The 21,832-nt window shown below is 72.1% G+C and carries 17 protein-coding genes; 5 read left to right on the forward strand and 12 right to left on the reverse strand.

Annotated elements, in window-relative coordinates; genetic code table 11:
- Positions 1 to 251 precede the first annotated feature (251 nt).
- The 5 genes from fxsT to AQJ46_RS55420 all read right to left on the reverse strand — a co-directional run bounded on the left by fxsT (position 252) and on the right by AQJ46_RS55420 (position 8,881).
- Positions 252 to 4,172 (reverse strand): FxSxx-COOH system tetratricopeptide repeat protein, encoded by a 3,921-nt coding sequence (gene fxsT / locus AQJ46_RS12465; protein WP_059205618.1) that lies wholly within the window; start codon positions 4,170 to 4,172, stop codon positions 252 to 254.
- Complete coding sequence (locus AQJ46_RS12470) at positions 4,169 to 5,497, reverse strand: TIR-like protein FxsC (protein WP_159064019.1); 1,329 nt, start codon at positions 5,495 to 5,497, stop codon at positions 4,169 to 4,171. The genes fxsT and AQJ46_RS12470 overlap by 4 nt, the downstream gene beginning before the upstream one ends.
- Before the next feature lie 94 nt (positions 5,498 to 5,591).
- The gene (locus tag AQJ46_RS12475; protein ID WP_059205619.1) at positions 5,592 to 6,368 is read right to left on the reverse strand and encodes an aminoglycoside N(3)-acetyltransferase; all 777 of its coding nucleotides are present in this window, start codon (positions 6,366 to 6,368) and stop codon (positions 5,592 to 5,594) included.
- A complete protein-coding gene (gene fxsBH, locus AQJ46_RS12480; protein ID WP_059205620.1) occupies positions 6,361 to 8,526 on the reverse strand; it encodes a radical SAM/SPASM protein FxsBH, inactivated beta-hydroxylase extension form in 2,166 nt (721 codons plus the stop codon). The genes AQJ46_RS12475 and fxsBH overlap by 8 nt, the downstream gene beginning before the upstream one ends.
- Positions 8,527 to 8,707: 181 nt before the next feature.
- Positions 8,708 to 8,881, reverse strand: coding sequence for a hypothetical protein (locus AQJ46_RS55420; protein ID WP_158013118.1), 174 nt, complete (start codon positions 8,879 to 8,881; stop codon positions 8,708 to 8,710).
- A gap of 206 nt (positions 8,882 to 9,087) precedes the next feature.
- Between AQJ46_RS55420 and AQJ46_RS12485 the strand changes: the two genes are divergently transcribed.
- Positions 9,088 to 10,002: a DUF4231 domain-containing protein gene (locus tag AQJ46_RS12485; RefSeq protein WP_059205621.1), complete on the forward strand. Its 915-nt coding sequence runs from the start codon at positions 9,088 to 9,090 to the stop codon at positions 10,000 to 10,002.
- A 21-nt stretch (positions 10,003 to 10,023) separates the two neighbouring features.
- Here the strand turns inward: AQJ46_RS12485 and AQJ46_RS12490 are convergent, their stop codons facing one another.
- Together AQJ46_RS12490 and AQJ46_RS12495 are read right to left on the reverse strand one after the other, a co-directional pair.
- The gene (locus tag AQJ46_RS12490; RefSeq protein WP_059205855.1) at positions 10,024 to 10,491 is read right to left on the reverse strand and encodes a hypothetical protein; all 468 of its coding nucleotides are present in this window, start codon (positions 10,489 to 10,491) and stop codon (positions 10,024 to 10,026) included.
- Between the two features lie 153 nt (positions 10,492 to 10,644).
- On the reverse strand, positions 10,645 to 11,781 hold the full coding sequence (locus tag AQJ46_RS12495) for a Gfo/Idh/MocA family protein (RefSeq protein WP_059205622.1): 1,137 nt from the start codon (positions 11,779 to 11,781) through the stop codon (positions 10,645 to 10,647).
- 131 nt (positions 11,782 to 11,912) lie between these two features.
- On the opposite strand from AQJ46_RS12495, the gene AQJ46_RS12500 reads away from it, so the two are divergent.
- Positions 11,913 to 12,542 (forward strand): ScbR family autoregulator-binding transcription factor, encoded by a 630-nt coding sequence (locus AQJ46_RS12500; protein WP_059205623.1) that lies wholly within the window; start codon positions 11,913 to 11,915, stop codon positions 12,540 to 12,542.
- A 48-nt stretch (positions 12,543 to 12,590) separates the two neighbouring features.
- Here the strand turns inward: AQJ46_RS12500 and AQJ46_RS12505 are convergent, their stop codons facing one another.
- From AQJ46_RS12505 to AQJ46_RS12520, 4 genes are all read right to left on the reverse strand, one after another.
- Complete coding sequence (locus AQJ46_RS12505) at positions 12,591 to 13,628, reverse strand: rod shape-determining protein (RefSeq protein WP_057615484.1); 1,038 nt, start codon at positions 13,626 to 13,628, stop codon at positions 12,591 to 12,593.
- A 172-nt stretch (positions 13,629 to 13,800) separates the two neighbouring features.
- Complete coding sequence (locus tag AQJ46_RS12510; protein ID WP_059205624.1) at positions 13,801 to 15,357, reverse strand: carboxyl transferase domain-containing protein; 1,557 nt, start codon at positions 15,355 to 15,357, stop codon at positions 13,801 to 13,803.
- Positions 15,350 to 16,795, reverse strand: coding sequence for an acyl-CoA synthetase (locus tag AQJ46_RS12515; protein ID WP_059205625.1), 1,446 nt, complete (start codon positions 16,793 to 16,795; stop codon positions 15,350 to 15,352). The genes AQJ46_RS12510 and AQJ46_RS12515 overlap by 8 nt, the downstream gene beginning before the upstream one ends.
- A 37-nt stretch (positions 16,796 to 16,832) precedes the next feature.
- Positions 16,833 to 18,194 (reverse strand): SLC13 family permease, encoded by a 1,362-nt coding sequence (locus tag AQJ46_RS12520; protein ID WP_059205626.1) that lies wholly within the window; start codon positions 18,192 to 18,194, stop codon positions 16,833 to 16,835.
- 209 nt (positions 18,195 to 18,403) lie between these two features.
- Here AQJ46_RS12520 and AQJ46_RS12525 point away from each other — a divergent pair, with 209 nt between their 5' ends.
- A complete protein-coding gene (locus tag AQJ46_RS12525; protein WP_059205627.1) occupies positions 18,404 to 19,111 on the forward strand; it encodes a FadR/GntR family transcriptional regulator in 708 nt (235 codons plus the stop codon).
- Between the two features lie 38 nt (positions 19,112 to 19,149).
- Here the strand turns inward: AQJ46_RS12525 and AQJ46_RS12530 are convergent, their stop codons facing one another.
- Positions 19,150 to 20,019, reverse strand: a complete 870-nt coding sequence (locus AQJ46_RS12530) for an ATP-grasp domain-containing protein (RefSeq protein WP_059205628.1) — start codon at positions 20,017 to 20,019, stop codon at positions 19,150 to 19,152.
- A gap of 123 nt (positions 20,020 to 20,142) precedes the next feature.
- Between AQJ46_RS12530 and AQJ46_RS12535 the strand changes: the two genes are divergently transcribed.
- Together AQJ46_RS12535 and AQJ46_RS12540 are read left to right on the forward strand one after the other, a co-directional pair.
- The gene (locus AQJ46_RS12535) at positions 20,143 to 21,210 is read left to right on the forward strand and encodes a MerR family transcriptional regulator (RefSeq protein ID WP_059205629.1); all 1,068 of its coding nucleotides are present in this window, start codon (positions 20,143 to 20,145) and stop codon (positions 21,208 to 21,210) included.
- Positions 21,211 to 21,214: 4 nt separating this feature from the next.
- Positions 21,215 to 21,829: an O-methyltransferase gene (locus tag AQJ46_RS12540; protein ID WP_059205630.1), complete on the forward strand. Its 615-nt coding sequence runs from the start codon at positions 21,215 to 21,217 to the stop codon at positions 21,827 to 21,829.
- Positions 21,830 to 21,832: the final 3 nt, after the last annotated feature.

The raw sequence follows: 21,832 nt of genomic DNA on the forward strand, positions 1-21,832 counted from the left end.
GGACAGAAGCGCGGGCTGGCGGGCTGGTGGCGGCGCGGACGGGCTGATCGAGGCGCGGATGGGTTGGCGGACCTGTGGACGCATGGGCGGGTCCGGCGCAGGCGCGGACAGACGCTCGGGCCGGCGGACCGGTGGGCGCGCGGCCACCGGCTCGCGGAGGAGCGGGTGGGCGGCCGGAGGGGTGGTCGGACGGGGCGGACGTATGACGGGGGGCGGCGCCGCTTCAGTCGGCGGTGCCGCCCCGCGCGGGATCACACGGACAGGGGCTCCAGGTCCCGGTAGATGCGCCGGTCACGGCTCGCCAGCAGGGTGATGCCGTTGTCCTCCCCGAGCAGCAGGCGCAGTTCCGCCAGCGCGTCGTCGCGCAGGGCGCGTGCCTCGCCGTCACGGCCGAGGGCCCGCAGGGCGAGCCCCAGGTTGGTGACCACGGCGAGCGTCTCGGGGTGGTGGCGGCCGAGGGCCTCGCGCAGCACCGGCAGCGCCGCCTCGTCCCGTTCCCGCGCCTCCTCGAAGCGGCCCTGGTCGTAGAGGACGTTGGCGAAGTTCACGCTACTGAACACGGCGTGCGGATGGTGCTCGCCCAGCACCTCCGCCATGCGGGGCAGCACCTTGAGGAACACCGCCTCCGCCTCGTCCAGGTCCCGGCAGCCCCAGTGGAAGATCCCCAGGTTGTTCAGGGCCGCCTGGGTGTACGGATGCGCCTCGCCCGGAACCTTCATGTACTCGGCGAGCACCTCCTGGGCCACCTCGCGGGCCCGGTCCCGTTCGTCGGCCGCGAACAAGTCTGCCGCCAGGTTGAGGTCGCAGGCCAGCGAGTCGGGTGTCGGGGCCGTGTACTGGTCCTTGTACTGCTTGCGGGTCGTCTCCGTCAGCCGACGGGCGTCATCCAGCTGGCCGTTGCGGCGCAGCGACACCGCCAGGGACTTGGCGCAGCGCAGGGTGCCGGGGAACTCCCTGCCCAGGATCCGTTTGTGGGCCGCGTACGCCCGCGAGAGGATGGACACCGACTCCGCGTACCGCCCCACCTCCCGCAGGTCACGGCCGAGGCGCTCGGCCGAGGCCAGCGTGTAGGGATGGTCGGGGCCGAGGACGGCCGTGCGCCGGTCGAGCGTGTCCTGGTCGATGCCGCGCGCCTGGCCGTAGTTGCCCACCATCCGCAGGGCGAGAGCGAGGTTGTTGGCCGCGCTGAGAGTGCGCCGGTGCGACTCGTGGAAGATCTCGCTGAAGCCGTCGTGCGCCTTCTCGGCCAGACCGACCGCCTTCGTGTACTCGCCGAGGGCCGCCAGGTCGCTGGAGAGCGCGGACATGGTGGCGTAGGTGTGCGGGTGCTGTTCGCCGAGTTCCCGGCGCTGCCGTTCCAGCAGGTCCTCGCCGATCTCCCGGGCCTCCACGTAACGCCCCTGCGAGCGCAGCACGTTGGCGAGGTGGAAACGCAGGTAGAGGTAGTAGACGTCGTCCTCCCCGAGCACCGGCTTCCAGTGCTCGAGCAGGTCCTCCGCGAGGCGCCTCGCGGCCAGGAAGTCACCGCGTTTCCACTGGTAGCGGACCCGGTCGATGAGCAGTCGACGGGTGTCGGCCTCACGGCAGTTGCGGGCGTCGGAAGCGGACAGGTGCGGCCAGATGACCGCGAAGCGGGGCCATGTGGCCGGGTCGTCGATGGGTTCGTCGCCGTCGGGCCGGGCGCCCGCCAGGACGGTGTGCACGACGTGCCGGGCCTCCCGCTGCTTCTCCTCGGGCATCTGGGCGCGGATCACCGCCTGCACCAGCCGGTGCACCTGGAGGCTGTTGGTCTTCTGGTCGACCTTGGCGAGCGCGAACCGGCCGATCTCCCGGATGACCCGGCCGAGCAGCAGACTCTCCTGGAGCGAGGGGTCGTACGGCTTGAGCGCCGTGATCATCTCCTTGCTGTAGAGCAGTTGCTGGGAGATCGGCTCGGGAGCGAGGAAGGCGCACAGCTGCAGCAGCCGTACCGCCGCGGGTGATCGCTTCTCCAGCTGCTGGATCGACACGTTCCAGGTGGCCGCGACCGTCCGCGGGTAGTCGGGCGGCTGGTTGAGGTCCAGCACCTCGGTGGTCTGCCGGGCCAGCTGCCGCAGATAGTCCTCTATCGGGGTGGCGGTCTCGGCCAGCCAGGCCGCCGCCTGTTCGACCGCCAGCGGCAGATCGCCGAGCGCCTCCGCCACCCGGTCGGCGTCCTCGGCCGTCAGGCCGTCCTCGCGGCGCCGGGTCAGGTGCTCGACGCTCTCCTTGCGCTCGAAGACGTCGATCTGCTGGGACGCCCCGTGCTGGGACCAGGCCTGGTTGCGGGAGGTGACGAGGATGTGCCCACCGTCCCCGGTGGGGAAGTAGCGGGCCAGCTCCGCGGGATCGCCTGCGTTGTCGAAGACCAGGATCCAGCGCTTGGTCGGCAGCCCCCGGGACAGCCGCTGCACGGCTTCCTGGCTGGCCTTCGTCATGTCGTCCTCGGGGCCCGTCGCGCCTATCAGCGGGGCGAGTTCGGCCAGCGAGGCGACCACGTCGTCGATGTGTTCGGCGGAGATCCACCAGACCAGGTCGTAGTCGGCCATGAAGCGGTGCACGTACTCGATGGCGAGCTGGGTCTTGCCCACGCCGCCCAGCCCGAACAGCGCCTGCGGCTGCGGCGGGCCGGACAGGTCGCCCAGCTGGGTGCGGATCCGGTCCATGATCGGGGCCCGGCCGGTGAAGGTGGTGTTGCGCTGGGGCGCGTTCCAGATGCCGGGGGTGATGCCGGGGAAGCGGGGGGCCGACGGGCTGCTCTCGGCCGGCTGCAGCGGGAGTTCCAGCGCGCGCTGGAGCGCGGCCACACACTCCGTCTCGTCGAGCCGGTGCAGGTCGGTGCACGGCTCCGGGAGCGGGACCTCCTCGACACGCAGCGGCACCACCGAGCTGCGGGTGCCCTCCGGGGACCGCTCGCCGAGGGCACGCCAGACGGAGTCGGCGTACCGGGACTCCTGGAAGGTCTTCGACAGCAGCACCACGGTGTGGGCGGTCGTCTCCGCCGGCTCGACCGGACCGGTGGAGATCTCGTGCAGCGTGACCTCGCAGCCGGCCCGCTTGAGGAGGTACTCGACCCAGTCGGCCCACATCCGCTTCTCCGCCGCGTACGCGACCACGACATCGGCCACGCTGGTCAGCGGCCGGCGCCTGAGGTAGGCGTCCCGGCAGCGCAGCCGGACCGGTTCGGGGATCTGCGGCAGCGAGGTGACCTCGCGGTCGGAGATGACGGCCGTGAGCCGCTCGAAGGCGGACAGCAGCGAGTTGGCGATGCCGCTCTCGTCGCCGACGGTGGCGAGGGTCTCCTCGTAGGCGTAGTACGGGCGGTAGGGGATCTCGACGTTGCCCCAGTAGGCGCTGAGCTCCTCCTGGCTCAGCGGCCGGCCGTCCGCCCCCTTGGGCAGCCCCTCGAACCGCATCCGGGCCAGCGCGCGGCCGGCGTCGACCTTCTCCTTCTCGCCCTCGTCGATGCGCATCGGCACTGGCAGCACCCGTATCCGGCGCGGCCGGTAGCCCTCCTCGACACCGCGGGCGACGACAGCCGCCCCCTCCAGCGCCTGGTCGCTGAGGGTGAAGCAGTCCACCAGGACGTCGGGCATCTCCATGGTGCAGATGTCGGCGTTGTCCGAAAGACCGGTGCGGCTGTCGATCAGGACATAGTCGTACGTCCCCTTCATGCTGGCCCTGAGCGCCCTGAGGAAGGTGCCGCCGCCCAGCCGCTCGTAGAAGTTGTCCCACTCGAACGAGGTCACCGCCGCCGAGTAGGCCCGGTCCTGGCGGCCCGCGGAGAGGAAGTCGAGGGAGCCGCCCTCGGGGAAGTGCAGGTCGAAGCGCTCGGGCCGGATGGACACGGCGTGCTGTTCGACCTGGGCGTAGGCCAGGTGCCAGTCGTCGGGGCGCTGGGTGCCCGTGGTCGCTGCCCAGGCGTAGTCCTGGATGATGTTGATGACCCCGGGGGTCGCGGACAGCGCCTTCGGGTCCAGGAACGGGTGGAAGAAGCGGTGCAGGCCCGGTGCTTCCAGGTCCCAGTCCACGGCGAGCACGCGTTTGCCGTTGGCCGCGAGGATCCAGGCGGTGTTGGCCAGGGCCATGGTGCGGCCCGTACCCCCCTTGTACGAATAGAAAGTGATGACACGTCCGTCGCGCGGGCCCGTCATGCGTCTCCTCCGTGGTCGGGTCCGCCTTCCGGGTACGGCGGCTGGATGGGGCCCAGCAGACGGGGCCTGGGCACGTGCGGACCCGGCGGCGGATGGGCCTCCGCGTGTTTGAGGTACTGCCGGGTGGTGTGCGCCACGACGGCGGGCAGCACATCGGTGAACGCCTTGAGTGTGGGGACGCCGTTGACCGCGGTACGGCAGTCGGTGCGTCTGCCGCGCTCCAGCAGCAGCGGGAGCGTGCGCTCGAACTCCGTGGTCAGGCGCTGTCCCTCGTCGCCGTGACACTGCAGGTCGGCCCGGTTCCAGGGGACGACCGCGCTCACCCACGGCTGGGCCTGGGCGTCGAACACCTTCAGTCTGCGCCGGCGTTCCTCGTCGGTCAGCGTCCACCGGTCGACGAGCAGGATGCGCGGCCGGCCGGTCTTGCCGCTCTCCTCGCCGGTGCCGGGGGAGAGAGGGCCGTCGGTGTCCTCGTCGTCGAAGGAGGAGACCGTGGGCCGGTAGTCCAGCGAGCGAATCAGCTCCTCCGCGAGGGCGGGCAGCGGGCGCGTCGACTCGGAGTGGTACGGGTTCCAGTCCAGCGCGTCCTCGCCGTAGGGGCGCGGGTCCCGGTCCTCGGGGACGCTGTCGCGGGTGGGCGCGGCCACCGTCAGATGGATGTGCCGCGGTTCCTCGCCGCGCGGCCGGAACGCACTCGGTGTCGACTCGTAGTCCCGCAGCCGACCGGGCGGCAGCGGCCACTCCTCGGCCACCTGGACGATCCGCTGGGCGAGGGTGAGGACGGTCTCCTCGTACTCGTCGCGCAGCCTGCTGAGTTTGATGAGCCCGTAGAAGCCGTTGGTCGCGTAACGGTCGCCGAAGGTCGTGCGGTCGAGGTGTATGTGGCGTATGGAGTCCGGCAGTTGGTGGAAGTCGACGCGCGTCCACAGGGCCGGGACGATGGCGGACACCTCGCGTCCGCCGGCGGCCCTGGCGTGCAGGAGGCGCTCGTTGAACGCGAACAGTTCCCGGCCGCACATCTCGCTGGTGAAGTAGCGCGGTGACAGCAGCGGTACGAAGACCCGGCAGCGGGCCAGGTTCTCGCTGAGCTTCCTCGGCCACCCCACGCCTGAGCCCATCTCCCGGTCGATGAAGCCGACTTCGGCACCGGCGGGCAGATCGGTCAGCGCCATGATGTGGTTGCACAGGTCCCGGTAGAGCTGGTGCACCCAGTGATCGGGGTCGCCGCCGCCCGACCCCCACGGCGGGGTGTGGGCGTAGCTGAGGAAGAAATAGGGCTGCCCCTCGGCCGGGGCCTGCCCCCACTCTCCGTCAGGTGTGTCCAACACGCCCCCCTGCGCGTCGATGACCCCGTAGCCGGAGCCACCTGGAACCGGAAGAACAATGTGCCTGACCAAGGGCCTGGACGGTTCACTTAATTCAGGTCATTTCGGAGCGATATCTGGACAGTTGATCGCGTACGTCGTCCACGGCGGCCCTCATACCGAAGAGCGTGACCGTCTTTCCGGCCCACTGTCCCCGGGTGAGGAGCTTGCGCGGCAGCCGGGCGCCCATCTCCGCGAAGTCCCGGTCGTCCAGGGCCACATCCTCGTACGGATACCAGTTGCCCGGCGCTCCGACCACGCACCGGTACACGCGTGTGGGGGGTGCCGGGGTCATGCGGTACTCGGCGAGATGGAAGGCGCTGCACACCTCGAACCCCACGCGCAGCAACAGCACTTCGGCGTCCGCCGCGTACAGCCGCGCGAGCGGGGAGCGCTCACCGAGGTGGCAGTGCGGGTCGTGTCCGGACAGCAACTCGGCGGCCCGCGCGCCGATTGCGGCCAGCGAGGTCTGCGGATGCGCGCTGCGCACGGCTCCCCTCGTGGTGCGCACGCACTCGGCGAGCGCGCCCATCGACGGACAGGGCGTGGTGTCCGGGTCGAAGGGCGGCATCTTCCTCGCCCGGTACACGTCGGCCTCCTCCGGGCTCAGGTGGGCGACACGGGCCCGGTGGGCGCGGGAGGTGTCCGAGTTCTCCGGGGTGAAGGCGGGCACCACGAGGGTCCCGTCGGGTCCGAGGGCGGCCAGCAGAGCGTCCCGGACCAGGGTGGGGGGCAGGCCGGTGCCGCTCAGCGAGGTGTGCACCATGAGGACGCCGCCGGGGCGGATGCCCAACTCACCCAGCAGCAGGCGCAGTCGCGACAGCTCAGACAAGACGCCGCCACTCCGTGCGCAGCTCCTCCAGGAGGGCGGCGCCGCTCTCGGTGAGCTCCCGCGCGGGCAGTCCGGCCAGCCGGGTCAGTGCCCGTTCCGTGCGTGCCAGCGCCGGGGTCGCCGCGGCACGCGAGGGCCCCGCGTGTTCGGCGTCCCCGAGGCCGTCGGAGGCGTCGGCGAACAGCTCGCCGGCCCTGCTTCCGGGCACGTGCAGATGCGTCGCCTCGCGCAGCGCGGCCAGCCGGGCCCGGCGCAGGTGACGCGGTAACTCCCTTGCGAGTACGGCGGGTTCGGCGTCGACCGCGACACCCAGCGCACCCAGCCCGTGCTCGTCGCCGCGGACGCCCGTCCCGGCGGCGAGCGGGGTGACGACGGCGAGGCCCAAGGGGGTCCGGGCCTGTGATGCGAGGGCGGCGCGGACACGCTCCTCGAAGGCAGCCAGCGGGCCGGGGGCCAGAGGCGCCGAGACCTCCACCGCGTAGACCGCACGCCAGGGGTCGGCGTCGTCGATGAGCAGCGGCGGTGTGCCGTCGCCGTCGGACGTCTCCAGCGTCGTCAGCGGCCGCCACCACGGGCCGGGAACCGTGTCCGTCGCGAGCGTGCTGCCGTCGGCGAGACGCACGCTCACCGTGCGGCCGGTGACGGTCGCCTCCACGCGCCCGGGTGCGGGCAGGGTCATGGTGCCCAGCGCCGGAAGGTGCAGCTCCCGGGACGGCTGCTCCCAGGACAGCCGCAGGGGGGCCCGGGCGTGAACGGCCGCGGCGACCGCGACGGACGCGATGCGGGCGGTCGTGGTGGTGCCGGACCGGCCCGAACGGCGCAGTGAGGACCGCACATAGGGGTGGGCCAGCAGTCGGTTGAGGTGGGTGGCGCCGTCGTCGTCCGCGTCTAGTCGCAGCAGGGCGTGCCAGGTCTCGTCCCAGTCCGGGCGTCCGGCGAGCCGCTCGTTGGCGGCGGCCAGCCGTTCCCGGTCCCGCTTGAGCAGGGCGAAGGACAGCTCGTCCGGGTCGTGGACGCCGGGGAAGAGGCCGCGCTCGGTGATCCGGTCGGCGATGCCGTCGACCAGGGCCCGCAGGTCCGCGCAGAACACGGAGGGATTGTCGAAGCCGCTCTCCGTGCGGTAGCGGTGGGCGTAGAGGCCACCGCCGCAGGACTCCACCACGGGACAGCGACGGCAGGTCTCGGAGACTCCCGCGAGGCCCGTCTGGCGGGCCCGCACCCCGGGATGCCGGGCGAGTTCCGCGAAATCGTTCCGGAAGACGTCGTACCCCGTGGCGGGGGCCCCGTCGTAGGCGGTCTTCAGCGAGTCGGCCTGCTCGAAGGTGCCGTCGGTCTCCACGACCGCGAGATCGGACGGGGCGAGCCCCATGGCCTCGGTCAGGCTGGGGCCGCCGTGCAGGGTGCTGAGTACCGAGTCGAAGGTCCGTACGGGCACCTTGCGACCCTGCTCGGTCCAGCGGTCGAAGATGGCCAACAGCCAGTCGGCGTACGGTGTTTGCGACCCGGAGTCGCCGCGTGGGGGTGGATTGTCCCAGGTGGAGTGCGGCAGGAGGTAGTCGATGCGCGGCGGATCGAGCGCGGTCAGCGCGTCATGGACGGCGACCGGATCGTTGCGGACGTCGACGGTGCACAGCAGTCCGCCGAAGAGGTGCCGGTACGGCGGTGTCTGCAACAGGTCGACGGCACGCAGCACCCGGTCGTAGCTGCTCCTGCCGCGACGGTCGAGCCGGTGCCGGTCGTTGGCGAGCCTGTCGCCGTCCAGGCTCAGACTCACCCGGACGCCGAATTCCGCGAACACGTCCAGATGGCGTCGGTTCAGCTGAATTCCGTTGGTGTGAATTCGGAGGTCCAGCGGAGTGATATCGGTGAGTGCGGTGGTGAGTTCCGCGCAGATCTCGCGCAGTCGGGCCGGGCCCGCGAGAAGGGGTTCTCCACCGTGCAGGATGACGGAGACGGATTCCAGTCCGACGGCTCCGGCGTATTCGGCGAGCCGACGGGCCGTCTGAGTGACCGTCCCCTTCTGGATGACGACCGGCCGCGCTTTCCAGCTCCGGTCGGCGTGCTCGTAGACATAGCAGTGATCGCACGCCAGATCGCAGCGGCTGTGCACCTTGAAGACGAGCTGCTGGAGCGGGGTGTCCGCTGCGGGGTCGGTCATTTACCACAGATTAGTACCTGCGGCCACCCCTGACTCCCCGGTTCAGGACAACTCCCAGGTGAACCACAGGGGTTGACGGGGGAGCGGTGCACCGGTGAGGTTGACTCAGAAGTGGGCTGGGCAAGCCCGACGAGGCCGACTTACAGCCCACTTCTGTCAAGCGACTGCCCGACAGCGCGACCTACAGTGCACTGTCGAACGTGATGGGCTTGGCGGGACGCCTTTCCGGGACGTCCAGAACCCGAGCGGCCTCGGTCCTGGCCGACTCGCTGGGGACGATCGTCCCGAGCGGGGTGAGTCGACGGGACGTGGGACCGGAGACCGGTCCGCGCTCCGTGGTGGTTTGTGCGTTCATGTGTGCTGATGTCTCCTCTCGAGGGCACCGGTCTGCCCCCGGCCCAAGGGGACCAGAGGGTCCGGTGTCGCTTCGCGATCCATGAGGCAGAGACAGCCCGGGTTTAGGCGGACGATACCTCAGGAGACCATGCCCGGAGCATGGCTTGGGGGCGCGTACACGCTCATACTCGATGGTCCGGGTGAGCATGCCGTCGGGGGTGGTTCATGAGCGCCGCAATTCCGGGTCCTGGAACGACATGGAGCGATCACGACCTGCCTCCGCTCTTCCGCGTTAACGATCAACTCGCGATCACCCATCAGAGTGAATCGTTTCGCGCGGTCCGCGCGCAGTTGATCGTCCTGCTCGCGGCCACCACCTCCGCCATGCTGGCCGAACGCCTCGACAGCCATGTCCCCGCGCTCCTGGCCGCGCTGCTGTACGCCCTGACCATCGGCATCGGACTGCGCACCACACGCCGCCGTGCCCGTGCGCGCTGGCAGGCCCACCGTGCCGTCGCCGAGCTGCTGAAGTCCCTGGCGTGGCAGTACATGGTGCACGGCGGGATCTTCCACTCCCAGGTGGCCAACGCGGACGCGCTGTTCGCCGAGCGGGTCGAGGAACGGCTCCGGGAGATGCGCAAGGTGGGCTGGGAGGACTCCAGGAACGGGGCCCACGCCCGCGGCGAGGGCCAGATCACCCCGGCGATGCGTCAGGTACGGGCGAAGGCCTTCTCGGTACGGCGGGACATCTACCTGCGTGAGCGATTACTCGAGCAGCACGCCTGGTACCGGCGGCGTGCCGCCCAGGCCCACCGCGCCTCCGTGCAGTGGTCCTCGGTGACCGCCGTACTGACCCTCCTGGCCCTGCTCGCGGCCGTGTTCAGGGCGGCCGGGATGCTCGGCGCCTGGGACCTGACAGGGGTGCTCAGCGCGGCCGCGGCGGCCGGGGTCGCCTGGCAGGAGGTGCGCCGGCACCGGCCGCTGACCTACGCGCACTCGCTCGTCGAGCAGGATCTGGAGACCCTGCGGGTCGAGATGAGCACGACCGTGACCGAGGACCGGTGGGCCCTGGCGGTCGGCGAGGCGGAGCGGCTGGTGTCGCCGCAGCACTCCGACTGGCTCGGCAGGTTCGGTGGCTGACGGCTGGTCACGAGACGGGTGTCATGGCGCGCGGCGCACGTCCGGCTCCCACAGCACGGTCACCGGCACCCCCGTCCTCCGCGCATACGCCACCACATCCCCGGTGCCCCCCAGACCCCGCGCCGGCCGGCCGTCCCACACGGCGATCAGGCGGTCGCAGTGGTCGACGATCCAGCGGCCCGCCGCGAAGTACGCCTCCTCGTGCGTCGGCTCGGGCGGCAGATCGACGCGGTTCGCGCAGGCGCGCAGGATCCTGCGGTACCCGGCCCGCGCCGCGTCGTCGTCGAGGTGGGCCTCGTAGTCCATGCCCGGGATCACCGCCGTCACCGGGACGCCGCCGGCCAGGGCGATGTCCGCGAACAGCTGGTCGGCGCCGGCCGCGAGACAGGTGAAGGCCTCCAGGGCGCCTCCGCTGAGGTGCCTGCGCATCTCCGCACGCACACCCGGCAGGACGGAGCCCGGGATCGAGCGGTGCCCCGTCACGCCGATCCGGGTGACGGAGGTGAAAGCCGGTGCGGTCGCGGTGGAATCGGTTCCGGCCTGTCGGGTCGTCGCGGTTCCGCTCGTCACGAGAGAGCCTCCCACAGCCGTCGGAACTACACCGTAACGCCGTCGGCGGGGAGCACACAGGGGCGCACCTGCTCACACCGGGCTCGTCGGGCGACGTCCCCTCGGCCCGGCCACTCGGTTCAGCCGCACCCGACGGCCGCTCCCGGCCGAGGACCTGACCGCGTCCAGCAGCCGGTGCACCCGGACGGCGGTGGTGAAGTCCGGCCCGAAGTCGTCTCCCGTGCGGATCGCCCGGGCCAGGTCCGTGTAGACCTGAGCGACGTTGCTGACCGCGGACGGGGTGCCCAGCAGCGGGCGGTGTGCGTCGGGCACGGCGAGCTCCCGGGCGGGGGAGCCGTTGGCCGGGGCGTGCGTCAGGGTGAAGCGGGGTCCGACCAGCGAGTCGTCCGACGAGACCAGGACCAGTCGGCCCGTCCGCCCGTGCACCTCGATCCGGAAGCCGTCGCCGCGGGGACCGCCCGTCATGAAGTGCGCCGAGGCCGCGGCGCCCGACTCCAGCGGACCGCCCAGCACGATCTGGTCCGGGGAGGTCACCTCGATCGGCTCGCCGGTCTCCTCCATCGTGATCCGGTCGATCCGGGTCGCCAGGGTCGCCGAGATCTCGGTGAACTCCCCGACGGCGTACTGGAACATGTCCAGCGAGTGACCGCCCACCACGGCGAGATGGTTGACGCCCTTCGTCTCGTCGAACAACGCCGCGTACCGCGTCGACCACACCTCGGGCGTGGCGAGCGAGTACAGCAGGGACGCCGACAGCACCTCCCCGATCAGCCCCTGCGCCAACACCTCCCGCAGCAGCCGTACTTCGGGGTGGTGCCGGCTCTGCAGCCCCACCGCGTGCCGTACGCCCGCCGCCCGCGCCGCCGACTCGAAGCGCTCGGCGGTCGCCGCGTCCGGGGCCAGCGGCCACTCGCTGTACACATGCCGGCCCGCGGCGATCGCCGCCTCCACCAGCCCGTCGCGGGAGGGGAGTTGGACCGCGACGGTGACCAGGTCGACGTCCGGGTCGGCCATCAGCGCCCGGGCGTCGTCGTACGACCTCTGTGCGCCCCACACCTCGGCGGCGGCCCGCGCCGACGCGGCGGTCGTACCGGCAACTGCCGTGACCTGAAAGTCGTTTAGCGCCCTGAGTGCCGGGAGATGGATGTGGCGACCCCATCCCCGCTCGGCGTGCGCGCCGACGACTCCCACCCGGATCCTGTCCGCCATGCCAACTCCCCACGTTTTCCAGGGTGGTTCCCTGGTCCGTCGATAAAAGTACCAGTCGGTTGGTTTTTTTATGCGTCGGGAAGGCAAACTGATCCCGAGAGCTCGTCGCGACACAGGCAGGGGTTGGACGCATGGTCAGGCAGGAACGCGCGGAGGTCACCCGGTCGGCCATCCTCGACGGGGCGGCCCGCGCCTTCGACGCCGAGGGGTACCACGGGACGTCTCTCGGGGACATCGTCAAGGAGGCCGGGGTGACGAAGGGCGCGCTCTACTTCCACTTCGGCTCGAAGGAGGAGCTCGCCCAGGCCCTCGTCGGCGAGCAGTTCTCCGCCCTGGAGTCGGTGACGGACACGGGCAAGCCCGGAGTGCAGACCGTCATCGACATCGTGCACACCATGGCCCGGCTGCTGGTGGTGGACGTCCGGGTGCGGGCCGGCATCCGCCTGGTCATCGATCAGAGCTCCAAGACGGGCCTCGTCAGCGAGCCGTACACCCGGTGGATCGAGCTCTTCCGGGAGTGCCTGGTCCAGGCGCAGCAGCGCGGGGACGTCAAGGCGGACCTCGACCCCGGGCGGGTGGCCCGGCTGATCGTCGGCTCCTGGACCGGGCTGCAGCTCAGCTCCCAGGTCCTCAGCGGGCGGGCCGACCTGACCGAGGAGACCACCCTCATGTGGGAGATGCTGCTGCCGAGCATCGTGCCGCCGCGTCGGTTGGAGCGGTTCCGTCCCGAGGGGACGGCGCTCATGCCGGAGATGGTCTGACGGGGTCTCACGGGGGCGCGCGAGGAGCGCCGTGGTGCGTGCCGTGCCTCAGGTGGACAGCGGGTCGAGCGACATCGGCTCGATCCGGCCCTCCAGCATGTACCCCAGTCCCTGTACGGCGCAGACGTCGGGCCGCTCGGCGATGTGCACCGGCATCCCGGTCGCCTGCCGCAGCATCTGGTCGAGCCCGGGGAGCAGGGCGGAACCGCCGACCATCATGATCCCGCGGTCGGCGAGGTCGGCCACCAGGTCGGGCGGGCAGTTGCGCAGCACCCGGCCGATCCCGTCCAGGACGGCGGTCAGCGGGGTCTCGATCGCGTCCCGTACCGCGGCGGTGTCGACCTGCACGGAACGCGCGAGGCCGGTGGCGACGTCCCGGCCGTGGATCTCGGTGGAGGCGGGGCCCTGCGGGGTGAGGCCGTTGCCGGAGAGGGCGAGCTGCAGCGGTCGTACGGACTGGCTGGGCAGCATCAGCTCGTGCTCGTGACGCAGGTGCTGCACGATCGCGTGGTCGACGGCCTCACCGCCGACCGGGACGCGCTCGGCGGTCACGATCGACCCGAGCGAGAGCACGGCGACCTGGGTGGCGGCCGCCCCGCACACCATGATCATGGTGGCCTCAGGCCGCTCGACGGGCAGTCCGCAGCCGACGGCGGCGGCGATGAGGGTGTCCACGAGCTCCACGCGCCGCGCCCCCAGTCCCACGAGGGTCTCGATCGCCGCGCGCTGGGCCAGCGGGTCGGCGTCGTGCGGGGTGCAGGCGGCGGCCCGCAGACGGGGCTTGCGGCGCAGATTGCGGCGGATCTTGTCGCCGAGCAGATGGCGCAGCATGCGCTGGGCCATCTCGATGTCGACGACGGTGCCGCCGGACACGGGCCGTACGACACGGATGTAGTCGGGGGTGCGGCCCGTCATCTTCTCGGCGAACTCGCCGACCGCGATCAGCGCACCGGTACGGGTGTTCACGGCGGCGGCCGAGGGCTGGTCGACGACGAGCCCGGCCCCCTTCACGTACACCCGCGTCCTCGCCGCGCCCAGGTCGACGGCGAAGTGGCAGCGGCGCAGCTGCTCCAGACTGGCGGTCATCGCAGGTCCTCCCGAGAGCACAGACCGTGGGGCCGCGCCGGGTGGCGGGGCTTAGTGGCATTGTGCGGCGGTGGGGGAGGAGGGGCCCTTATTGAAGGGCCGGGTGGGGTGCGGCTAAATGGGCGGTTTTGTCGTTTATGCCTGATGTGGGTTTTTTGTGAAGTTATGCCAGTTATATCCCCTCGGGGTGGACGATCACCCCGAGCTCCACCAAGTCCTGTGGCCGGATCCGCAGTTGGTCCGCCGTCGCCTCGACCTCCTCCCGTGGTCGCTTGAGGATCGCCGCCGCCAGTTCCGGTGCGATGACGGAGAAGTAGCTGTCCGGGGTGGCGTACGTGGCGCCGGGTGCTGCCAGGGCCAGGGCGCCGCCGGAGCCGCCCTCGCCGATGAGGAGGGTGGTGATCGGGATGCGGGCGGAGGCGACCGTGGTGAACAGGTCGGCGATGGCCGCGCCCGCGCCCTGACGTTCGGCCTCCGCGTCGTTGGCCGCGCCCGGGGTGTCCACCAGGGTGAGCACCGGGATGCCCAGCCGCTCCGCGAGGCGGATCAGACGGGTGGCGGTGCGGTAGCCGGCGGGCCGGGTCGCCGTGCCGGTCTGGGCGGCGTAGGCGATGGTGCGGCCCTCGCGCTCCCCGAAGCCGCACAGCATGCCCGGGTCGACGCCGCCGCAGCGGTCGCCGGAGACGGCCGCGCGGTGACTGAAGTAGGCGTCCAGGTAGGCGGCGGCGCGCGGTCGCTCCACGGAACGGGCACGCCGGACCGCGTCCCACCCGGCGGCGGGGAGATCGGTGGTGCCGAGGGGGGCCGGGACGGGGGCGGATCCGGTCTGTGGAGGCGGGTGGCCTGCGCCGGTCGTGTCTGGGGGTGTGGGGTGGGTGCTGCCGGTTTCGGCGCGTGGTGTGGGGTGGGCTGCACCGGTTGGGCCCGTGCGTGTGGGGTGGGCCTCGCCGGTCGGGTCCGGGGGCGTGGAGCCGGTGCCGGCGGGCGCGGGGTGTCGGTGGACGGGGGCCGCCTCGGTGGTGTGGCCGTCCGTGGGGGCGTCGGTGGTGCCGGCCGACGGCCTCGTCAGCAACCGCAGCCACATCCCCAGCGTCCGCCGCAGTTCCTCCGGTCGTACGACCGCGTCCGCCGCGCCCGCCGCCACCTGGGCCTCCGCCGTGTACGCCGACGGGTCGGCGTCCGGGGGACGGACCCGGGAGCCCGCGAAGCCGACCTGGGCGCCCGGGAGGGCGAGGATCACGTCCGCGCCGGCGCCCAGGGTGGCCCAGCCGCCGCCCGTGGTGGGGTCGCGCAGTACCGCGATCTGAGGGAGACCGGCCTCCCGGGTGAGGGCCGACTGGCGTGCCACCCGCTGGAGTTGGGTCAGGGCGAGCATGCCCTCCTGCATACGGCTGCCGCCCGTCGCCACCAACGGGACGACGGGAAGCCGGTGTTCGCGGGCGTACGTGTACGCCGCCTCCAGACGGTCGCCGGTGCGTTCGCCCAGCGAGCCGCCGAGGAAGCCGAACTCGAAGGCGATCAGGACGGCTCGGGTGCCCTCGACGCGCGCGGTGCCGCAGATGGCCGACTCGTCCTCGCCGGTGCGTTCGGCGGCACGGGCGCGCGAGGCGTCGTAGCCCTGCCAGGCGAGGGGGCCGTCGGGCTTCGACTGCCGTGCGGGGTACGGGATTTCGGAGAAGTCGTCGGACACCAGGGCCACGACCTCGCGCGCTGACGGCCGCTCAGTCATGCAGCGCCCGCTTCATGATCTTCCCCATGTCGTTGCGGGGGAGGGCGGCCAGGTGGTGGACGACCCGCGGGCGCTTGTGCGGGGCGAGGCGGGCGGCCACGTGGTCCGCCAACTCGTCCAGAGCGGGCGGGGACTCGGGATCCTCCGGGACGATCCACGCCACGATCCGCTCGCCCAGGTCCGGATCCGGCTCCCCGGTCACGGCGGCCTCCCGCACCCCCGGGTGCTCCAGCAGCGCGTTCTCGATCTCGCCCGCCCCGATCTTGTAACCCCCGCTCTTGATCAGGTCGGTGGCCTTCCGGCCGACGATCCGGACGTATCCGTCGGCGTCCCGCACCGCCATGTCCCCCGTGCGGAACCAGCCGTCCGCCGTGAACGCCGCCGCCGTCGCGTCCGGCCGGTTGAGGTACTCGGTGAACAGGTTCGGCCCGCGCACCTGGATCTCGCCGACGGTCTCGCCGTCGTACGACGTGATCGGCGACCCGTCCTCCTCCACCAGCCGCAGCTCCACGCCCGGCAGCGGTACGCCCACGGTCCCGGCGCGTGGCACGCCGTCCGCGCGCACGCTGGTGTTCATGAGGGTCTCCGTCATGCCGTAGCGCTCGATGACCCGGCGGCCGGTCGTGGCCGTGATGCGCTCGTGGTCGTGCACGGGGAGCGCCGCCGAACCGGAGACGAGCAGCCGGGCCCCGCCCAGGGCCTTCACCAACTCGGGATCCCCCGCCAGGGTTTCGGCGATGCGGTGGTACATCGTGGGGACGCCGAAGAGCATGCTCGCTCCGGCGTTCAGCTCGCGGGCGACCCCGTCCGTGCTGAACCGGCCCAGGTGACGGACCGAGCCGCCGCGGCGGAGCGGGCCGAGGATGCCGAGGACCAGACCGTGCACATGGAAGAGGGGCAGGCCGTGCACCAGGATGTCGTCCGACGTCCACTGCCAGGCGTCGGCGAGGGCGTCCAGGGTGGTGGCGATGGCCCGGCGGGGGAGCACGGCGCCCTTGGGCGGGCCTGTGGTGCCGGAGGTGTAGACGACCAGGGCGGGGTCGCCGTCCTGCGCCGCACTGTCGGGGGCGATGCCGCCGGTGCCGTGCACGTCGATGTCGACGCGCTCCAAGCCCCCGACGGCCGCGGGCAGTTCGGCGCCCGGCGGGACGAGCAGCAGGCCCGGCCTGCTGTCGTTCAGGATGTGCCCGAGCTCCTTCTCCCCGGACTTCGGGTTGAGCGGCACCGCGGCGACACCGGCTTCCAGCGCCGCCACCACGGCCACCGCGGTCTCCAGTTCCGCGGTCGCCCAGACGGCCACGCGGTCGTACCGCGCGAGACGGCCCGCCAGGGCGCCGGTCGCGGCCGCGAGTTGCCCGTAGGTGAGTGAGCGGTCGCCGAACCGCAGGGCGGGACGGTCCGCCGTGGCGCCCCTGAGGGCCGGGAAGAGAGAGGTCACGCTTCACAACTCCTAAACCTGTTGTCGCCTGTCGGTCCTACCCGAAGCCCGGAACCACCAACACCAGCCACACCACCGCGGGTACCACCGCCACCACGATGCCTCCGTAGATCATCAACTGCCGGAAGAAACGCTCGCGGTCCACGTCCGGTGCCGCGGCCAGCACGAGCGCGCCGTTCGTCGAGAACGGGCTCACGTCCACGACCGTCGCCGACACCGCCAGCGCCGCCACCATCCCGACCGCCCCGATCTCGCCCTGCGCGAGGAACGGCACCGCCAGCGGGATCAGCGCGCCCATGATCCCCACGGACGAGGCGAACGCGGAGACGATCGCGCCGATGTAGCACAGCAGTACGGCGGCCAGCAGCGGGACACCGATGCCGCCGACGCCCTCACCGGCCCACTTGATCGTGCCGATCTCCTCCAGCACGCCGACGTAGGTGAGGACACCGCAGATCAGCAGCACCGTGGACCACGCGATCTGCCCGACCGCCTTGCGGCTGTCCTCCGGCCAGACGGCGCTCAGGATCACCGCGAGGGTGATGGAGGTGAGTCCGGCGTCGAGGTCGAAGGCGAGGACGGCGACGACGAGGGCGACCAGAGCGGTGAGGGTGGCGATCCGGGCGGGGGTGAGACGGGTGGTGTCGGGGGCCTCGGTGCGGGTGGCCACGGCGGTCGCGGTGCCGGTGCCGGAGGAGGGAGCGGGGGCGGTGCCGGTGCCGTCGTCGGGTGTGTCCCGTTTGTCGGGAGCACCCCCGGACCCGGCGGCCTCGTCCAGCGGGACCGCACCCTGCGCCCACAGCTTCAGCCCCCCGAACAGCACGAACATCACGCCCGCGATGACGAGGTTGACGATGAGCGAGGCCAGGAAGAGGAACACCTCGTTGCCCGGGAGGTGCTCGCGCTCGACGATGCCGTTGACGATCGTCCCGTAGATGCTGATCGGTGAGAAACCGCCGCCCTGGGCGCCGTGCACGACCATCGCGCCCATCAGCAACGGGCTGATCCCGTACCGCGCGGCGAAGCTCAGCGCGATCGGCGCGACGATCGCGACCGCGGCCGGGCTGACCGCGCCGATCGCCGTCAGCGCGCCGGTGATCGCGAACATCACCCAGGGGATGAGCGCCACCCGCCCGCGCACGAGTCGGATGGACGCGTGGACCAGCCAGTCCGTGGTGCCGTTGGCCCGCGCGATGGCGAACAGGTACGTCACGCCGACGAGGACGACGAACAGGTCGCCGGGGAAGCCGGCGAAGATGCCGTCCGCGTCGAGGTCGGCGACGAGCTCGCCCACGGCGAAGGCGGCGGCGAAGGCGAGAGCGCCCATGTTGACGGAACGGGTGGTGGCGATGACGAACACCACGACCAGGACGAGGATCGAGATGAGTTCTGGGGACATACGGGCTCCCGTCGTTGGGCCCCGGAGCGGTGGGGTGGCCGACTGGCTCAGTGGTCAATTGGCTGAGCCACTCAGCCACATGGGGGGATGGCTGGTTAGCGTGGTGCGGACCGCGCGGCCCGTCAAGAGGGCGCGCAAAATTGGCTCAGCCACTTGGCCAATTGGCCACCTATGGGGTGTTACTCTCCCGACGAACGAGAGGGGGACCCGTGACCGACGCCCTGCGCCCCATGACCAAGCCGCGGCTCTACGAGCAGGTGCTCGACCGGCTGCGCCAGTACGTCGCCGAGGGCGGGCTCCGGGCCGGCGACCGGCTCCCGCCCGAGCGCGACCTGGCCACCCGCCTCGGCGTCAGCCGGGCCTCCGTGAAGCAGGCGATCGTCGTGCTGGAGGTCCAGGGGCTGGTCGAGGCACGGCACGGCGGCGGGACGTATCTCGTCCGGGACAGCCTCGACGTCGAGCCCGTCGAGAAGATGGTCGAGCGGCGCCGGCGCCTGCCCGACGTCCTCGACGCCCGCGAGGCCCTGGAGACCAAGCTCGCCGAACTGGCCGCCGAACGCCGCACGGACGAGGACCTGGTCGCCATGCGCATGGCCCTCGCCAAGATGGCCGGGGAGATCGAGGACGGCGGTCACGGCATCGAGGGCGACCGGCAGTTCCACGCGGCCGTCACCGCCGCCGCGCACAGCGGACTGCTCGCGGAGTTCATGCGCTCCATCGCCGACCAGATCGCCGAGAGCCGCACCGAGTCCCTGCGCCAGCCGCACCGCCCCGAGCGTTCCCTCGCCCAGCACCGGGCGATCCTCGACGCGATCGCCCTCCAGCGGCCGGGCCAGGCGGCCTCGGCGATGCGCCGCCATGTCCGTACGGTGGCGAAGGTACGGCTGCTGGACTGGGAGCCGGAGGAAGACGATTAGCGGCGACCGCCGCGCGTCGAGGGTGACCCGGGATCGCGCTATCGCGCGGCCCGCAGCACCGCTTCCACCACCGTCTGCACCGACGCCGGGTGCAGGAACAGGAAGAGGTTCGGCTCGACCAGCTCCAGTTCCATCACCCGCGGCCGCCCGTCCTCCCCGTCGACGAGGTCCACGCGCGCGTACAGCAGCTCCGGCGCATCCGGTACGGCGGTCAGGGCGCGCTCGGCGACCGCGAGTTCGGCCGGAGTCGGCGTCCAGGGCTCCAGGCCCGGGTGGGCGACCTTGGCCGCGTCGAAGGCGGTACCGGGAGCGAGGACCGCCCGCTTGCGGCTGGCGTGCAGCAGCCGGCCCCCGAAGAACTGCAGCGCCCGCTCACCGCCCGCGTCGATGCCCCGCATGTACGGCTGCACCATCGCGGTCAGCCCCTCGGCGTGCATGCGCTCCAACTGCCGTACGGCACTGTCGTGCTGTTCGGGCGTGTACCGCGCGGCATACCGCGCGCCCGCCCCGGACGTGGGCTTGACGACGTACTCGTGGTCGGGGGGCAGGTCGGCCGGGTCGCCGGGTGCGAGATACCGGGTCGGCACCACCGGCACCCCCGCCTCCGCGAGCTCTCCGAGGTACCGCTTGTCGGTGTTCCAGCGCACGACCTCCGCCGGGTTGGCGAGCCGCGTCACCTTGGCGCAGCGCTCCGCCCACGCCACGAACTCGGCCGCCCGCCAGCTGTAGTCCCAGGTGGACCGGATGACGGCCAGGTCGTACCCGGCCCAGACGACGTCACCGTCGTCCCAGAACACGGCCTCCGCCTCCGCCCCGGCCTCGCGCAGCGCGGCCACCAGCATGGGCAGATCGGCGTCCTTGCTGGGTTCGGGTCGGGGGTCGTAGGTGACGAGGGCTATGCGGGGCACGGCGGGTCCTTTCCCATGGGGGTCGTCCGGCAGGCTAACTGCGGCAGGGGAACGTGCGGCAAACGGTTTACCTTCCCCCTTGGTCAAGCCCCACCATCGAGGGCGAGGAACGGAGGAGGCCGTATGGAGTGGCTGACGATCGGGGCCTTCGCGCGGGCGTGCCGTCTGTCGCCGAAGGCGTTGCGGCTCTACGACGAGCTGGAACTGCTGTGTCCGGCCCGCGTCGACGTGGCGACGGGCTACCGCTACTACACGCCGGCCCAGCTCGAACAGGCCCGGCTGGTGGCGTGGCTACGGCGGCTGGGTATGCCGCTGGCCCGGATCCGTACGGTGTGCGCGCTCCCGCCCGCTGCCGCCGCCGACGAGATCCGCGCGTACTGGGCGCAGGTCGAGGCGGAGACGGCCGTACGGCGGGATCTCGCCGCGTTCCTCGTCGACGAGCTGACGGCGACGCCGAGGAAGGACACCACCGTGCTCGAACTGCGGTACTCCGCCCACTCGGACCCGGGCCTGGTCCGCCCCGCCAACCAGGACACGGCCCACGCGGGCGCCCGTCTGCTCGCGGTCGCCGACGGATACGGCCCGGCGGGCGCCCCCGCCAGCAGCGCGGCCGTGGCGGCGCTGCGGTTCCTGGACACCGCCGACCTCCCGGCCGGCAGCGTCCTCAACCTCCTGGCGGACGCCGTGCACGGGGCCACCGAGGCGGTACGGGACGTGGCCGCGGGCACCGACGAGAACGGCACGACCCTGACCGCCCTGCTGTGGACCGGCTCCCGCCTCGCCCTGGTGCACATCGGCGACTCCCGCGCCTATCTCCTGCGCGGCGGCGCCCTCTTCCGTATCACCCACGACCACACGGTGGTCCAGTCGCTGGTCGACGAGGGCCGGCTGACGGCGGAGGAGGCCGGCACCCACCCCCAGCGGGCCCTGCTCCTCAAGGCCCTCACGACCGGCACCCCGGACCTGAAACTGCACGACGCCGAACCCGGCGACCGCTATCTGCTGTGCTCCGACGGCCTCTCGGGCGTCGTCCCCGACACCACCATCCGCGACCTGCTCACCACCGCCACCGCTCCCGACACGGCCGTCCACTCCCTGGTCGACGCGGCGAACACCGCGGGTGGCCCGGACAACGTCAGCTGCGTGGTGGCGGACGTGGTGGAGACGGCGGCCCGGCCCCCTGCATCATGACGCCATGTCGATGTCCGGAACCGACGCGTACGAGGGGGAACCCCACCTCCCACCGCTCGTCGAACGAGCCCTCGCCGCGGCCCGCACCCACGGCTTCCCTTACTCCTGCCGCCCCGAACAGGGCCGGCTGCTGCAGGTCCTGGCGGGCGGAGCCCGGAGTCTCATCGGGGAGACCGGCACGGGCTGCGGGGTGGGCCTGGCCTGGCTGGCCTCGGGGGCGCGGGACGGCGTACGGCTCCTCAGCGTCGAGCGCGACCCGGAGCGCGCCCGCGTCGCCGCCGAGGTGTTCACCGACCGTCCCGGCGTGCGGATCCTCCACGGCGACTGGCGGCGCATCGAGGACCACGGCCCCTACGACCTTCTCGTCCTCGACGGCGGGGGCACCGGCAAGACCCCCGACGACACCCCGGCCGACCCGGCCCGCCTCCTCGCCCCGGGCGGCAGAATCGTGATCGACGACTTCACCCCGGCGTCGGACTGGCCGCCCCGGCACGGCGGTTCCGTGGACCGCCCCCGCGTCTTCTGGCTGGAGCACCCCGACCTGGACACGGTCGAACTCCCCCTGGCCGAGGACCTGGCCACGCTGGTGGGGACGCGGCGTCGGAGCGCGGGGCGGTAGGGC

This window comes from Streptomyces canus (assembly GCF_001514145.1).
In the GTDB taxonomy this organism is placed as follows: Bacteria; Actinomycetota; Actinomycetes; order Streptomycetales; family Streptomycetaceae; genus Streptomyces; species Streptomyces canus.

Bases quoted from the DNA above. Each gene is read 5' to 3' on its own strand.
- fxsT (WP_059205618.1), bottom strand. From the start codon at position 4,172: ATGACGGGCCCGCGCGACGGACGTGTCATCACTTTCTATTCGTACAAG.
- fxsBH (WP_059205620.1), bottom strand. From the start codon at position 8,526: ATGACCGACCCCGCAGCGGACACCCCGCTCCAGCAGCTCGTCTTCAAG.
- AQJ46_RS55420 (WP_158013118.1), bottom strand. From the start codon at position 8,881: ATGAACGCACAAACCACCACGGAGCGCGGACCGGTCTCCGGTCCCACG.
- AQJ46_RS12485 (WP_059205621.1), top strand. From the start codon at position 9,088: ATGAGCGCCGCAATTCCGGGTCCTGGAACGACATGGAGCGATCACGAC.
- AQJ46_RS12495 (WP_059205622.1), bottom strand. From the start codon at position 11,781: ATGGCGGACAGGATCCGGGTGGGAGTCGTCGGCGCGCACGCCGAGCGG.
- AQJ46_RS12500 (WP_059205623.1), top strand. From the start codon at position 11,913: ATGGTCAGGCAGGAACGCGCGGAGGTCACCCGGTCGGCCATCCTCGAC.
- AQJ46_RS12505 (WP_057615484.1), bottom strand. From the start codon at position 13,628: ATGACCGCCAGTCTGGAGCAGCTGCGCCGCTGCCACTTCGCCGTCGAC.
- AQJ46_RS12510 (WP_059205624.1), bottom strand. From the start codon at position 15,357: ATGACTGAGCGGCCGTCAGCGCGCGAGGTCGTGGCCCTGGTGTCCGAC.
- AQJ46_RS12520 (WP_059205626.1), bottom strand. From the start codon at position 18,194: ATGTCCCCAGAACTCATCTCGATCCTCGTCCTGGTCGTGGTGTTCGTC.
- AQJ46_RS12535 (WP_059205629.1), top strand. From the start codon at position 20,143: ATGGAGTGGCTGACGATCGGGGCCTTCGCGCGGGCGTGCCGTCTGTCG.
- AQJ46_RS12540 (WP_059205630.1), top strand. From the start codon at position 21,215: ATGTCGATGTCCGGAACCGACGCGTACGAGGGGGAACCCCACCTCCCA.